Source organism: Companilactobacillus zhachilii (assembly GCF_003606365.2).
GTDB classification, from domain to species: Bacteria; Bacillota; Bacilli; order Lactobacillales; family Lactobacillaceae; genus Companilactobacillus; species Companilactobacillus zhachilii.
Window position 1 is genome coordinate 2,110,458 of record NZ_CP031933.2, and the last position, 14,775, is coordinate 2,125,232.

The 14,775-nt window shown below is 36.1% G+C and carries 13 protein-coding genes; 3 read left to right on the forward strand and 10 right to left on the reverse strand.

Going from position 1 to position 14,775, the window contains the following annotated elements; translation table 11 throughout:
* Positions 1–23: 23 nt before the first annotated feature.
* Positions 24–902, reverse strand: coding sequence for a cation diffusion facilitator family transporter (locus D1B17_RS09750; protein ID WP_120141903.1), 879 nt, complete (start codon positions 900–902; stop codon positions 24–26).
* Positions 903–1,080: 178 nt separating this feature from the next.
* On the reverse strand, positions 1,081–1,293 hold the full coding sequence (locus D1B17_RS09755; protein ID WP_232230838.1) for a hypothetical protein: 213 nt from the start codon (positions 1,291–1,293) through the stop codon (positions 1,081–1,083).
* A 196-nt stretch (positions 1,294–1,489) separates the two neighbouring features.
* Here D1B17_RS09755 and D1B17_RS09760 point away from each other — a divergent pair, with 196 nt between their 5' ends.
* Positions 1,490–2,230 (forward strand): DUF5067 domain-containing protein, encoded by a 741-nt coding sequence (locus D1B17_RS09760; RefSeq protein ID WP_166806669.1) that lies wholly within the window; start codon positions 1,490–1,492, stop codon positions 2,228–2,230.
* Positions 2,231–2,406: 176 nt separating this feature from the next.
* On the opposite strand, the gene D1B17_RS09765 is transcribed toward D1B17_RS09760, so the two are convergent.
* The 7 genes from D1B17_RS09765 to D1B17_RS09795 all read right to left on the reverse strand — a co-directional run bounded on the left by D1B17_RS09765 (position 2,407) and on the right by D1B17_RS09795 (position 10,054).
* The gene (locus tag D1B17_RS09765; protein ID WP_120141901.1) at positions 2,407–3,150 is read right to left on the reverse strand and encodes a CPBP family intramembrane glutamic endopeptidase; all 744 of its coding nucleotides are present in this window, start codon (positions 3,148–3,150) and stop codon (positions 2,407–2,409) included.
* A gap of 363 nt (positions 3,151–3,513) precedes the next feature.
* Positions 3,514–4,047 (reverse strand): hypothetical protein, encoded by a 534-nt coding sequence (locus D1B17_RS09770; RefSeq protein WP_120141900.1) that lies wholly within the window; start codon positions 4,045–4,047, stop codon positions 3,514–3,516.
* Positions 4,048–4,609: 562 nt separating this feature from the next.
* Complete coding sequence (locus tag D1B17_RS09775) at positions 4,610–5,011, reverse strand: DUF956 family protein (RefSeq protein WP_120141899.1); 402 nt, start codon at positions 5,009–5,011, stop codon at positions 4,610–4,612.
* A gap of 111 nt (positions 5,012–5,122) precedes the next feature.
* Positions 5,123–6,034 (reverse strand): PTS system mannose/fructose/sorbose family transporter subunit IID, encoded by a 912-nt coding sequence (locus tag D1B17_RS09780; RefSeq protein ID WP_120141898.1) that lies wholly within the window; start codon positions 6,032–6,034, stop codon positions 5,123–5,125.
* A 19-nt stretch (positions 6,035–6,053) separates the two neighbouring features.
* Positions 6,054–6,869, reverse strand: coding sequence for a PTS mannose/fructose/sorbose transporter subunit IIC (locus tag D1B17_RS09785; protein ID WP_120141897.1), 816 nt, complete (start codon positions 6,867–6,869; stop codon positions 6,054–6,056).
* A 47-nt stretch (positions 6,870–6,916) separates the two neighbouring features.
* Entirely contained in the window at positions 6,917–7,888 is a 972-nt protein-coding gene (locus tag D1B17_RS09790; RefSeq protein ID WP_120141896.1) for a PTS sugar transporter subunit IIB, read from the reverse strand.
* A gap of 1,485 nt (positions 7,889–9,373) precedes the next feature.
* The gene (locus tag D1B17_RS09795; protein WP_120141895.1) at positions 9,374–10,054 is read right to left on the reverse strand and encodes a DUF4867 family protein; all 681 of its coding nucleotides are present in this window, start codon (positions 10,052–10,054) and stop codon (positions 9,374–9,376) included.
* A gap of 146 nt (positions 10,055–10,200) precedes the next feature.
* Here D1B17_RS09795 and D1B17_RS09800 point away from each other — a divergent pair, with 146 nt between their 5' ends.
* On the forward strand, positions 10,201–11,139 hold the full coding sequence (locus tag D1B17_RS09800; protein WP_120141894.1) for a 2-dehydropantoate 2-reductase: 939 nt from the start codon (positions 10,201–10,203) through the stop codon (positions 11,137–11,139).
* A gap of 23 nt (positions 11,140–11,162) precedes the next feature.
* Positions 11,163–12,200, forward strand: a complete 1,038-nt coding sequence (locus tag D1B17_RS09805; RefSeq protein ID WP_120141893.1) for a PTS sugar transporter subunit IIC — start codon at positions 11,163–11,165, stop codon at positions 12,198–12,200.
* A 567-nt stretch (positions 12,201–12,767) separates the two neighbouring features.
* Here the strand turns inward: D1B17_RS09805 and nagE are convergent.
* Complete coding sequence (gene nagE / locus D1B17_RS09810) at positions 12,768–14,750, reverse strand: N-acetylglucosamine-specific PTS transporter subunit IIBC (RefSeq protein ID WP_120141892.1); 1,983 nt, start codon at positions 14,748–14,750, stop codon at positions 12,768–12,770.
* Positions 14,751–14,775 lie beyond the last annotated feature (25 nt).

Consider the following 14,775-nt stretch of genomic DNA (forward strand, 5'->3'; position numbering starts at 1 on the left):
ATTAGCACAATTCGGCTTTCTTATTAATCGATCAAAGAATTATCTAACCCTCTTGAGCATTCAGCCTGTAAGGTTACATGCGTAATATTGAACTTATCTTTTAATAATTTATCGACTGTATCATATAAACCATCAAGTTCACTCATATTGCAATTTCTTTTTACATTGATATGGGCATCTAGCATGATATGATTTTCATCAATCATCCATACATGGACATGGTGAACCTTGACAATTTCCGGAATAGTCAAAATTACGTCCTGAACGGCATCTAAATCAATTTTTGGACTAGCCTCCATCAGGATATTAATCGTTTCTGAAACGACCGTGTATGCCTCTTTTAAGAGCCAAATAGCAATAACGATTGTTATAAGTGGGTCGACCCAATTCCAATTAAACAAAATAACAAAAATTGAAGCTACGAAAACACCAATTGAAGACAGTGTATCTGTCAACATATGTAGAAATGTTGCCTTAATATTTAGGTTATGTTTCGATCCCGACAATAACATAAGCATTGAAATAAAATTAGCCGCTAAGCCAATCAATGAAACAATCATCATCAATTTACCATTAATATGTTGTGGTGTTGATAAACGTCTAAATGACTCAACTACCATCATTAACGTTATTACTACTAAGACAATCGAATTGACAAAAGCAGCCAATATTTCGGCACGCTTGTACCCAAAAGTCTTCTTAGTATTATTTTTGCGCTGACCAATTACATTAGCCACATATGAAATTACGATAGAAAGCGAATCTTCTAAGTTATGGAAGGCATCTGAAATCAAACCAAGACTTCCTGAGAAAAAGCCTCCGATAAATTCAGTAATTGTAATAACTACATTCAGTACGGTTACATAAAAGAAACGCTTCCCCGTTACTTTCTCATGATCCATAGCCGTCACCTCCTCGTGTCTATCATACCAATGTTTTCGACAAACAGTTAGCGACAAGTAACGGTTCAAAACAAATGACTCCAGCAATCCTAAATCGGACCACTGGAGCCATTCGTTTTAATACTCGAAAGTAGAACATGTTCTGCTCCACTCTCTTAAACGGTTATATTTTATCCTTCTATTTAGTTGTTAACTTTGCAACAACTTTAATGGGATGAGCTACATCAATGATATCAGAGAATCTGTTTGTAACATAATCTCTCATACCGTCACGGGCTTCTTTCTTAGAAACGTTGTGACAAATGCGCTTCTTAGCAATTGTTTGGCCTTCCTTGCTAAAGAAATTACAAGTAACTTCATAATCGCCATGATTACCAAAAAACAACATCATTGTGACCCCCTTCTACACAAAATAACTATCTCATTAACTTCGACCAGATATTTATACCACTTTTTCAAAGTCAGTTCAACACCGTATTTTTAAATTTCTTTTTTAAAGAAAAACTAAGCATTTTTTAGTTAATTAATTCAAATTAACTAATTATGATATTATGGTCTTAACGAATTATTCACAGGGGAGTAACGTTATGAAAAGGCAAAACGGCAATAACAGGACGCACATGACTCGTGAAGCGCTTCGTCGTAAAAGATTACCATTTTATAAAAAAAATTCTTTCATCATTTCCATCTTTTTGATTTTGATTGTACTGATTGGTCTATTCGTTTTTTGGAAAGCAAATACTTCCCACAACACTGATTCTACACAACCTTCACATAAGGTAGAAAAAGTTAAAGCTAAGAAACCAGCTAAAAAGAAAACTACTAAAAAAGCCAAACAGAGTAACAAAGCACAAAAAGTCACCAAAGAACAACCAGCTAAACAAGTGGAGAAACAACCTGAGAAAAAACCGGCTGCACCACAAATAAAGAATGCCGGAACTTACAGTGATTTAACTTATGATACTGATTGGTATACATTTAAAATTTCCAATGAAGTTAAGCTGATCAAAGATGCTAACGGGGATGCGGCATTATTAGTAAAATACAATTACACTAACAAAACTAATAACAACGAAGTTCCTCAACAAGTTCAAAACAATGCTATTATGTTGAAACAAGATGGCAAACAATTATCAGCCACTTCAGCAACTGGAGATAATGCAGCTATCGTCAATAGTAGTAATAATGGTCAAGTTCAGCCAGGCAAGAGCTTTGACGGCGCCCTTTTAGTTAAGGTAAACAATACGACCTCAGAAGTAACCATGTACTTCAAGAATATCCAAACTAATGATTGGCTCGATAGTACCCAACCACTTAAATTAGATTAACAAGTGCCACATTATTTGAAATTGAATATCATCAAAAAGGCTAGATATTTTTCTGGATTTAATACCAAAAAAATATCTAGCCTTTTTATATTTGATTACAAAAACTTGAGAAAGAATCCCCAAATGACGATTTCCATAATCTGCACTGGAAACTGGTCACACAGAGCAAAAATTAGTTATTCCGACCAATCTTTTACAACGTAATCTTGCAACTGAATATGGGCAATAAATAGCGCAATTAACAAGAAAATGACTGTAACATATAGCGAGGCTGCTGAAAATTCCATTTTACCAGCTTCTGCCATCATTTTATTTGAAAACATAGGAAACATGTCACGCAAAGCATGTAAAGCAATTACAATACTCAAATTACGTGTTTTAAGATATATTGTTCCAAAAAGAATCCCGATTGCTGCCGCAAAAATTACTTGTGCTGAAACATATCCGAACGACAAAGCTTTCAAATTCATCATGTGGATCAAGCCAAACATAATACTAGAACCAACTACTGCTAACAAAGCATTATTGTGCGTTAATTTTAAAAATAAGCCGATCAAAATGCCACGGAAAACATACTCCTCGGCTAAACCAACTAACAGACAAATTACAATCACTTTCAATTTAATTTGAAAATCGGCAACCGCCAACATCGGTGAATCTAGAAAAGCGACAATGATAATCGCTGGCAAAGCAGTCATAAACTGTGCTTGGAAATTTTTGCGACTGAACCAATAAACTTTTTGTTGAAAATACTTAGCATTTAAAGCATATGCCAACGCAAAGACTAACAAGTCCCCCATGGCTTGCCAAACACTACTAGAAGACTGTCTTGTTACAAATAAAGCTATCAAACTCAACCCAATTGGAAAGATTAAACTGGCAATAATAATTTTCGTAATGTTACTTTTTAATAGTTTCATATCTACCCCTTTTCATTTTGTCCTTATCACAATTATATTAAATTATTGCTTGACATGAAACGCGTTCGATACAGTATTCTTTAATCGTTGAAATACGAGTTAGGCAAAAGGCACTGGATAATTCTCCTCCACCAAACTCACCCTTCCAATATCATTTTAAGTATTTCACGTAATTATTTATTTGTTAGTTCAAGTCCACGATGTGGGCTTTTTTGCTAACTTCAAATGAAAATTATTGTCTTTAAACATGCGGCTTTTCCACTTAACCCAAACGAGACTAGCAATCCAAAATCGGATTACTAGTCTCGTTTACCTTAATGCCCAAAAGCTGAACAGGTTTTGTTCCACTCTTTTAAATATTAATTACAGCTTCGAATTAAGTAGCGCAACTACTCTTTGAATATCGGCAGTCGTTGTTGGAATCCCTGAAGCCTTCCAAGCACAGTTCAATTTAACATCATAATGACCCGTTTTAATCACCAGATAATAAATTTTGCGTGCTAATGGAACGTTCAAAGCTCCGCCTAACGGATATTGTGTGTTCATGATAGATTTACCATCTACGACTGAAAAAGCTTTGATAGCGGAATATGGTACTACAATCGGCTTTTCATATGATGGTAGAAAAATAGCTCTAATTTTCTTTCTCCAAGTACTGTAATCATAGTAGTAAATGCCTTGGTCATCGATTTTCCAGTAACCATAGGAATTTGACAGATATCTTGGATAAATCAGCATACTTTCGACAATAAAAGCCAGTACACCGCAAAGAGTCCAAATCAGTGGAGAGTTAGGAAACATCGAGTAGGTGATGGTTCCCACAACGAGTCCGAAGAAAATACTGATCAACAATGGTTCAAAATTGATTTTTCTAGCAAAACTCAATTCTTTTTCCATTTTAATCACCTTATTTTTACTCTATGATCACTATAAAAATAATACTGAATGACTATTTTTGCCAAAAATTAACACTCAAATTATCCCGATTGTCTTTTTTATAATAAATTACAAGGGGTGTTTGGTTAGTTGCCGTCTCTGGGTGCAAGAAATGTTGGCGCTGTGGGGACCGACTTGAGCCAAAGTACGGTCTCAAGTCTCGATTTTGAACTTCGCAAAGTACGCGAATTTCAAAACTCGTCCCGTGGTGTAATGGCTAAAGCCATAACGCCACCGTCACTGCTGCCAACATTTCTTGCACCCAGAGACTAATATATTTGTTACCTTTTATATGATATAACTAACTAATTCGATTAAAAAGTTCTATGTGATTTTAGATTTAACATAATCAAAAAGCTAGATATTTTTTTTTGATGTATACCAAGAAAAATACCTAGCCTTTTTTATATTCACTTCTATAACCAAAGTTGAGAAAGAACAGATTTTGAATTACTGGAGATATTTATCTTCATACTCAAAAATCAAAAGTTTCCTATTACATTTTCTTAAAAACCTTGTTCAATTACTTTTTATTCTTCTTAGACTTCTTTGCCTTTTTAGACGGATTCCTTGTAAAGGCTCGCTTAATAACTTGGAAAAAGCTCAACGAACGAACAATATGATCTGCTTTAATATAAACCCGAACAGCACGTAAAACTTTCTTAGGGTCTCTTGCAGAAAATGAGAAAGTCCCATTCTTCTTGGTCTCAATTGCAAATCGTGGAATCCATTTACCACCAAACATAACTGAAACGATAACTAATCGTACTTCAGTCCAAGGAATTTGAATATAGTTTTTAGCATCACGATCATCGTAAAATTCGAAGCCCTTATCTCCGACCATGATTTTTCCGTAATCTGCCATTCCTAAGTGAGAAGTTGCATTCATGACCAAATCCGACTTCGTATTTAATGATTGAACCATTTAAACTAACCCCTTTATTCTTTATATAAAAAGTATTATACGTCTTTATCTATTATCAAAAAAGAGGCGGAACTCGTTTGAGTCCACCCCATATGTGAAAGTTTCGAATAATTACATAACGTGAAGTACGTGTAGGACAACACCGACAACGAACAATCCAAGAATGATAACAATTGGAGAAACTTTCTTCTTTAGTAACCACATACAGAACAATGTTAGTAGCAAAGCTGCTAAACCAGGAATCAATTGATCCAAGTTATCTTGCAATGTTGTTACCTTATGTGCAGTCAATGATAGACCTGCTTTTTGTTGAATCAAGGCTTCCTTGATTCCTTGTGCACCGGCTGGTAGATGTGCCCAGTCAATATAAGCACCTTTATCTTGTTTAATTGATGAAACCACTGGTGTGAACTTAACAACAACCCAACGGTTAATCAATGAACCTAGAATGAACATACCCAAAATTGAAGCACCCTTTGTGATATCTTGTAAAATACCACCAGAAAGGTCATCTGTAATCTTTGAACCGGCTTTGTAGCCAAGTTCTTGTGTGTACCACATGAAGGCCATACGAATAGCGTTCCATGCTACGAAATAAATGATAGGTCCCATAATGTTACCTGTCATAGCAAGTGAAGCAGCTAAAGCACCAATAATTGGCTTAACAGTGAACCAGAACACAGGATCACCAATACCAGCTAGAGGACCCATCATACCAACTTTAACACCTTGAATAGTAACATCATCAATAGGTGCACCATTAGCACGTTCTTCTTCCAAAGCCATTGTAACACCTAGGATAGGTGAGGCTAAGTATGGGTGACAATTGAAGAATTCCATGTGACGCTTCAAAGCAGCGGCACGGTCTTCTTTTGTTTTATATAATCTTTTTAGTACTGGAATTAATGAATAAGTCCAGCCACCATTTTGCATACGTTCGTAATTCCATGAACCTTGAAGGAATGTTGAACGCCACCAAACGGAAATTCTATCTCTTTTAGAAATCTTTACTTGATCTGCCATGTTTGTGTGTTCTCCCCTCTTAGTAGTTATCTATAATGTCGCCGACTGGATCACCGGTGTTAGAGTTTCCTCCGTCACCGTTGCCACCGTTACCACCTGATTTAGATAATTTCAAGTAGATAAGCGCCATAGAAATACCGATAGCACCAAGACCGATAAGTGTTAATTGTGTAACTGTAGCAAGTACGAAACCAATTGCGAAGAATGGCCATACTTCTCTAGTAGCCATCATGTTGATAACCATTGCGTAACCAACGGCAACAACCATACCACCACCAAGTGATAATCCATCTGATAGCCATGCAGGCATAGCATTTAGTAATTCCTTAACGGGACCAGCACCAATTGCTAAGATCAATGCAGCAGGGATAGCGATACGAATACCTTGCATTGCAATAGCAATATATTGCCACATTTCAACTTTTCTAAAACTACCTTCTTCGGCAGCTCTATCCATAATGTGGACAATAGCAGTTGCTATTGTACGTGCCAAAATAGTTAATAGTAATCCGGCAACAGCCAATGGAACAGCAATAGCAATAGCTGAACCAACGCCAGCTTTACCTTTACCACCTAAAACAAGAATAATAGCTGAAGCAACAGCTGCCAAAGCAGCATCAGGTGCTACGGCAGCACCGATATTAGACCAACCTAAGGCGATCATTTGTAATGAACCACCTAGGATAAGACAAGGTAATAATTGACCTGTAACTAAGCCGATTAATGTACAAGCAATAACTGGTTGGTGAAAATGGAATTCATCCAAGATACCTTCCATACCAGCTAAGAAAGATACAATAACGACTAGAATCATTTGAATAGCATTCAATTGCATGATTATAATCCTCCGTGTTATTTCTTACTTATATAATGAATTAAAAATTAATTTTTGTTCAATTCGTCTTGAGCTTTCTTCATAATGCTATCAAGATTATCCTCAGAATCTGTTGGAACTTTACGAACATCAAACTTGATGCCTTCTTTTTCCATTTCCTTGTAAGTATCGATATCATTTTGATCAAAAGCCAAAACCTTGTTTGGTTGAACTTTACCAACTGAGTGAGCCATTGAACCAACGTTAACTGTCTTCAATGGAACTCCTCCGTCAATTGCCTTCTTAACATCTTGTGGTGTTTCGAAGAGCAATAGTGCACGTTCGCCACCAAAATGTTTGTCATCCTTAGCAATCTTGATCATTTGATCGATTGGGATAACGTGAGCGTGAACACCAACTGGTGCAGCTTGCATGATCAATTGCTTACGCAAATCATCTTTAGCAACATTATCAGAAACAACAATGATACGTGTAGGGTTTGTTGTCTTTGTCCATGCAGTAGCAACTTGACCATGCAATAGACGTGAATCAACACGTGCCAAAACATACTTCATTGATCCTGGTTGACCACCCTTTGGTCCTTGTTTTGGTGCAGCAGCCTTAGGAGCTTCCTTTGGTTGTAGAGATTCTGGACGAACCTTAACACCATCTTTTGCTGTTTCAATAATATGTGCAGCAATTTCTTGTGCTGAGTTCATTGATAGACGTGAAGCATATGCTTCAATCAACATAGGCAAGTTAAGACCAGCAACGATAGCCCACTTGTCTTTATGTGCCTCGAACAAACCATTTACTTGGTTAAATGGTGTTCCACCCCATAAATCAACTAAGAACAATACTTGTTCTTGGTCTTCTAGAGAAGAAACAGCTTTTTCCAATTTTGCCTTAAGATCATCAGGACCCATGCTAGGTTGCAATGTAACGGATTGAACATCTTTTTGTTCACCGAAAATCATTGAACCTGACATCTTGATGCCATCGGCAAAGTCACCATGGCTTGCAATAACAATTCCAACCATGTTTAATCCTCCTTTATTTTTATGTCATTAAAGCGCTTACTTTGACCTCCCATTTCAGGTCAATACTGACAATAAAAATAGAATAATTTCTAAATAAACCGCTTTAATAGAGCTCACCCTTCATGTGAACCCTTACATAATATCATTTTTTCAGAAAAAAAACAGCTTTTTTAACAAAAAGTATCAAATTAAAACAAAAGTAAACTTTAAAAATAAAAATATTAATTCATTTTTCATGTATCTGGTTCATCAATCATAGTTATCAGAACGGGAAGTTCAAAAAATAGGTATTATTTAGTCAAAGTAAATTAAGTCGCTATTTCCCTAATTAATGACACTTTGTGATAATTGAAAGTTTGGCGAATTTTTCACCATTTTCAATTATCACAGAGCTCAATCCCATTTATATCAGCATTTTCAATTTAGTTAAAAAAGATGATAAATTACGATAAAGATTTTTTCACATGTTACTTCTATGTAACAGCTTGTCACATATGTTTCTACGGATTTAAGTTTGAGAAAAATATTGTCGAACAGATTGTAATTTACTGAAACTGGTAGTTACCAATTTGTATAGCCCATTTTTAGTAAAAATAAATTCTTAAGATTTTTTAAAGATGGGCTAAACCAAAAAATATGCCGCCTCCAAGAGCAAGAGATTAGGTCGCTATGGGGACCGACAAAAGCCAAGGTCTTTTGTCTCGATTTTGAACCTCGCACAAACCGCGAGTTTCAAAAGTCGTCCCGTGGTGTAAGAGCTGAAGCTCTAACGCCACCTGCACAGCGGCCTAATTTCTTGCTCTTTCCGGCTAGTTCATTGTTTATTTTTGAATCAATATTAAATTATTTTGTCATCAACGACTAGAATTTCAGGATATAGAGTATGTTCTGAATTTTTTGACTTTAAAACAAATCCATAGAAAAAAATCAATCAGCACTACAAGTAATAGCATTATATTTTTAGACATATATAAGATACCAATTTACTTTTCTAAAAAATACCTTTAACGACAAATAATCTAACACCACTTAAATATGAAGTTAAAAATAAGTTAGATATTAAAAACCTCATTGTTCAAATGATAATCTTTGAAATTAAATTTATCTTGAAAGCGCAATTTCAAATTCTCTTTGAAGATAAATATGCCGTTCGCCTTCAGAAACAAAAAATTAAAGTATATTTTTATATTCTTCAATATTTAGTCCCTATTAATAGTAGGAATCAATTCGTAAATTTACTCCGTCACAAATAATCTTTTAGATTTAATAAATATCTAATATCACTTTATCTTTTTAATCTTATTCAAAATTCATCATATGAAAACATAATATTTTAATATAAAAGTAGAAGTCACGATATAACCGCTTTTTCCGTATAAGATAAATAGCCCCAGCAATCCAAACTCGGATTACTGGAGCTATTCTCTTAACGATTGAAAGCTGAACATCCTCCGCCCAACTTCCAATAGCAAAACACTATTATTTTTATTTAGCTAATGGTTTCATTTCAATCATCTTGCCTGTTAAACCAACTTCGACTCCAATAGCAATCTTATCTTTACGACTTGGATCAACTAATTGGAACTTGTTTTGTTTAACGATTCGTTTGTTAGTGCTCTTGAAATCTGCAGGTAACTCTTCATTAGTACCTTTAATCAACATAACAATGATTGAGAATCCAGAATCATGAACCTTGATAGGTGCATAATGCAAGGTTGAACTATAAAATTCAACTACTGTACCAGCTGGAACAAAGAATGTTTGACCATCGTCGGCTGGACTGTATGAACCTTTAGTATCAAGGATTGAACGTTGTCCTAAAACCATGATGACATCAGTCAACATAATATTAGTTTCGCTACCTTGGTGATATTCGATGGCTGAAAAGTTAGTTGATTGACCTGTACATTCCCCAGCTTCAATTGGCATGTTGGCATAAATATCCTTGCCCATTTCTTGAATAACTGGAATTGCTTCTAGTCCTTTATTTGACGGAGTATAGAAATTAGCTGGACTTGAAATTTTAACATTCTTATCCATATAGTCAGTTACTTCACTAATATCATAGTTAGTATAAACTTTTCCGTACTTCTTAAAGTCTGGATCATCAATTGAGAGGATCTTATATTCTGGATTTAATTTTTGAAATTCTTCTAATGAACTCATGCTGTTCCCCCATGTTTACTAATGTTTATTTCAAACATAATCTAACAGTTGAAAACGTTTTAGTCAATAGTTATGTAAATACTTGTAGCTTTTTTCACAATAAATCCCGTATAATGGTGAAGTAGAAAACTTAAGGAGAGAACACTATGAAAGTTATTATTGCAGGTGCGGGTGCTATGGGTAGCCGCTTCGGAATTATGCTTCATCAAGGTGGCAACGACGTTACTCTAGTCGACGGTTGGCCTGATCATGTCAACGCCATTAGAAACAACGGTTTAAAGGCTAACTTCAATGGTGAAGATATCACAGTCAATATCCCCGTTATGCTTCAATCAGAAATTAAGGCTGATGCGAAAGCCGACTTAATTATTTTATTCACTAAATCTATGCAGCTTGATAAAATGTTGCAAGATGTTAAACCTTTAATTTCTGACAAAACAAAGATCCTCTGTCTGTTGAATGGTATCGGTCACGAAGATACTATCGAAAAATACATCCCTATGGAAAATATCTTCATTGGTAATACAATGTGGACTGCCGGTTTAGTTGGACCTGGACAAGTTAAACTATTCGGTAATGGTTCGGTTGAACTACAAAACCTTGGTCAAAATCAAGAATCAGCTGCTCAGGACTTGGCTAAAGTTCTTTCGGATTCTGGTTTAAACGCCAAATATTCAAACAACATTCACTACTCAATCTATCGCAAGGCTTGTGTCAACGGAACAATGAACTGCCTTTGCTCAATTCTGGATGTTAACATGGCAGAATTTGGTGCCACTAAACCAGCCCATGACATCGTAGTCACAGTTGTTAATGAATTCGCCGCAGTTGCTCATGCTGAAAGTGTTGATTTAGACGTCAAAGAAGTAGTTGAACACGTCGAATCATGCTTTGACCCTGAAACAATTGGTAAACATTACCCATCAATGTATCAGGATCTAATCAATAACCATCGTTTAACAGAAATTGACTATATCAATGGTGCTGTTTCACGCAAAGGTAAAAAATATAATATTGCAACACCATACTGTGATTTATTAACGCAATTAATTCACTGTAAAGAAGATATTCTTGGCGCTAAATAATTAAATTACAGGAGACCCCATTTATGAAAGACAAACTAACAGCCAAAATTTTCCTTAATAAGGTTTTATCAGGAACTGCAACTGGTATCATTATCGGTTTGATTCCCAACGCTGTTCTAGCCGCTATCTTAAAAATTTTTGGAGACAACCCCTTTGCCGTGGCTATTGGCCAAATGGCGATTATTTTTCAACTAGGAACACCGCTCTTAATTGGCGCCTTGATTGCTCTACAATTCGGTTTAAAACCAATGCCAATGATGGTCGTTGGTGGAGCTGCCTTTGTTGGTTCTGGTGTTATTAAATTCAATGAAAAAGCTCAAGCATATATTGGTGCTGGTACTGGTGACATTATTAATACCATGTTGACTGCCGCCATTGCTGTAGGAATGATTTTACTAATCGGCGAAAAATTTGGTTCAGTTGCCATCGTTTTAACACCTATCGTTGTCGGTGTCGGAGCAGGATTAATTGGTTTTTACCTTTACCCATACGTTACCGATATTACCAAAGCTATCGGTGATGGAATCAATTCCTTCACTGACCTTCAACCAATCTTGATGTGTATTCTAATCAGTTGTGCTTTTGCAACCCTAATTATTTCCCCAATTTCGACTGTTGCAATCGGTATGGCAATCCAATTAAATGGAATTTCAGCCGGTGCCGCTGCTATGGGAGTTGCTGCTACAACAATCGTGCTTGTCGTTAACTCATGGAAAATCAACAAGCCTGGTGTTACCATCGCCATTGCCTTAGGTGCAATGAAAATGATGATGCCTAATCTCTTTAGAAAACCAATCATTTTACTACCATGTCTAATTACAGCAACTATTTCAGCCATTCCGGTTGCTCTCTTCAGTATTTCCGGAACACCTGCTTCAGCCGGATTTGGATTGGTAGGATTAGTTGGACCTTTAGCCTCATTAGAAGCTGGGTTAAACGTCGTCTTACTGTTAATCAGTTGGTTAATCGTTCCAATCGTTGTAGCAATCGCACTTCAATTCTTATTTGAAAAAGTTTTACATTTATACAAACGTAAAGATGTTTTTGAATTCTTAGGTTAATATCAAAACATAATCAACTTTAGAGCATTAAAATAATGACGCCAGTAATCCGATTTTGGATTGCTGGCGTTATTTGTTTTAAGTGAAAAAAGCAATACAAATATTTTGGCTTCCATCCGCTCCTTATATAACGCGTGGTGCTAGTTGATTTTTTGATGATGAATTTGAAATTATTTTTTTAAGCAATTTTTTTAATCAAAAGATTCAAATATGCCTTACATCCTATTGCTTTAGTCATTAATAGCATAATAATACTTATAACTATTCATTATTAATTAAAAGAACAAAGAATAAACTAGCCGGAAAGAGCAAGAAATTTTGGTCGCTGTGAAGGTGGCGTTAGGGATTTATCCCTTACACCACGGGACGACTTTTGAAATTCGCGGTTTTTGCGAGGTTCAAAATCGAGATTCGAGACCGCTTTTTGGCTCGAATCGGTCCCCATAGCGACCAAAATTTCTTGCTCTTGGAGGTGAAACCTTTAACTAGCACTACGCGTTATATGGAAAATAAAAGAGCATTGGAATCTTTCCAATGCTCTTACGTGACTATGAAGGGTGTAATACTCTATTTGGTTGTTACTTTAACAACTTCGGTATCTAACTTAACATCCTTGTCTAAGACGTTATATTTCATATAGCTAACACTAGGCATATTAGTTACGATGACCATCATGTCAGTCTTCTTACCTGCTTGTTTAATTTTATCTAAATCTACTTGAGCTAATTGATCACCATGTTTAACAACTTGGCCTTCTTTAACTTTAAGATCAAATGGCTCTCCCTTTAGTTGAACCGTATCAATACCCATATGTACCAATACTTCTAAGCCATTAGTAGTTTTAATCCCCATTGCATGCTTAGTTGGGAAAATCGTGGCAATTGTTCCATCAACTGGAGCAGTAATCTTGCCATCAGTTGGAACGACTGCATAACCATCGCCAAGCATTTTTTGTGCAAAAGTTGGATCAGAAACTTGTTCGATATCTTCCAAATGTCCATTAGCAACACTATAAAAGACATCTGTCTCACCTGATCTAATATCGCTAACTGGTTCAACCTTTTCTACCGGCTTATCGTTAGCTTCGTTAGTAGTTGTAACAGTAGCATTATCAGCATAAAGCTGCTTCAAAGCATCGGCTACGAATTGAACTTCAGTTCCGACAACAATATGAATATTGGTTTTATCTAAAACATTTACACCGGCGACACCAGCACTCATAATTTGTGACTTATTAATTTTTCCAGTATCTTTCAATTGCAAACGTAAACGTGTCGTACAATTATCGATCACACTAATATTATCGTGCCCTCCGATACCAGCATAAACTTTTTTCGCCATAATCATATATTTGTCATCAGTCTTAGAAGTCGAAACCTCTTCAACCGGTGCATCGTCAGCTTCAATTGGTTCACGACCTGGAGTTAACAAATTAAACTTCTTAATTGCAAAGTCAAAACCAAAGTAATAAATAACCGCCATAACTAAACCTTGAACGATTAACATGTAAGGCTTATTAGCAATTGGCATGTGGAAACTCAAAATATAATCGACCAATCCAGCACTGAAAGTAAAACCGGCTGTCCAATGCATGAACGCTGCAAAGGCCATTGATAAACCAGTGAAGATAGCGTGAATCACATAAAGTGGCCATGCTACAAACATAAACGAGAACTCTAGTGGTTCAGTAACACCTGTAAAGAACGAAGCAAAAGCACCAGCTAACATTAAACTGGCAGTAGTCTTTTTACGTTCTGGCAAAGCATTTTTATAAATTGCCAAAGCTCCGGCTGGTAAACCAAACATCATCACTGGGAAATATCCAGCTAGATACATCCCTGTGATACCCTTGGTACCCTTATTGGCCCAGAAATTTCCAATATCATTAATACCAGCAATATTGAATTCGAAGACTTGATTCAAAGCTTGATGTAAACCAGTAGGAATCAACAAACGGTTGAAGAAACCGAAGAGACCAGCTCCGACCCAACCCAAATTAACAATAAATTTACCAAATGTGATTAAGGCTCCATATAAAACGGGCCAAATAAATAACAAAACAACTGACAAAACTAACATTACTAACGTTGCCAAAATTGGCACTAAACGTTTACCACTAAAAAATGATAACGCCATTGGCAATTTAGTTTCATGGAAACGGTCAAACAAAGCTGCAGCAATTAATCCTGCTACAATCCCGATGAAGACATTTCCAGCAATCGCGTTAAAAGCAGGATCAACTTGTCCCACCTTGATACCCTTTAATAGAGCAACTTGTTTTGGTGCTAATACATAAGTTGGAACGATATAAGCAACAACACCAGCCATAGCAGCAGCACCATCTTTGACCTTTGCCATCCCAACTGACAAACCAATCGCAAATAATAATGCTAATTGACTAAGAATTGCTGTACCACCAACTTGCAAGAATTGTGATAATCCCCAATTTTGTGGCAACCAGTGACCAATACCCTCAAGTAGAGCGGCGGCTGGTAAAACAGCTACCGGTAATTGAAGAGAACGGCCCATTCTTTGAAGATAGGTTTTCATTTTCCTATTTTCCTCCCTCAAATCA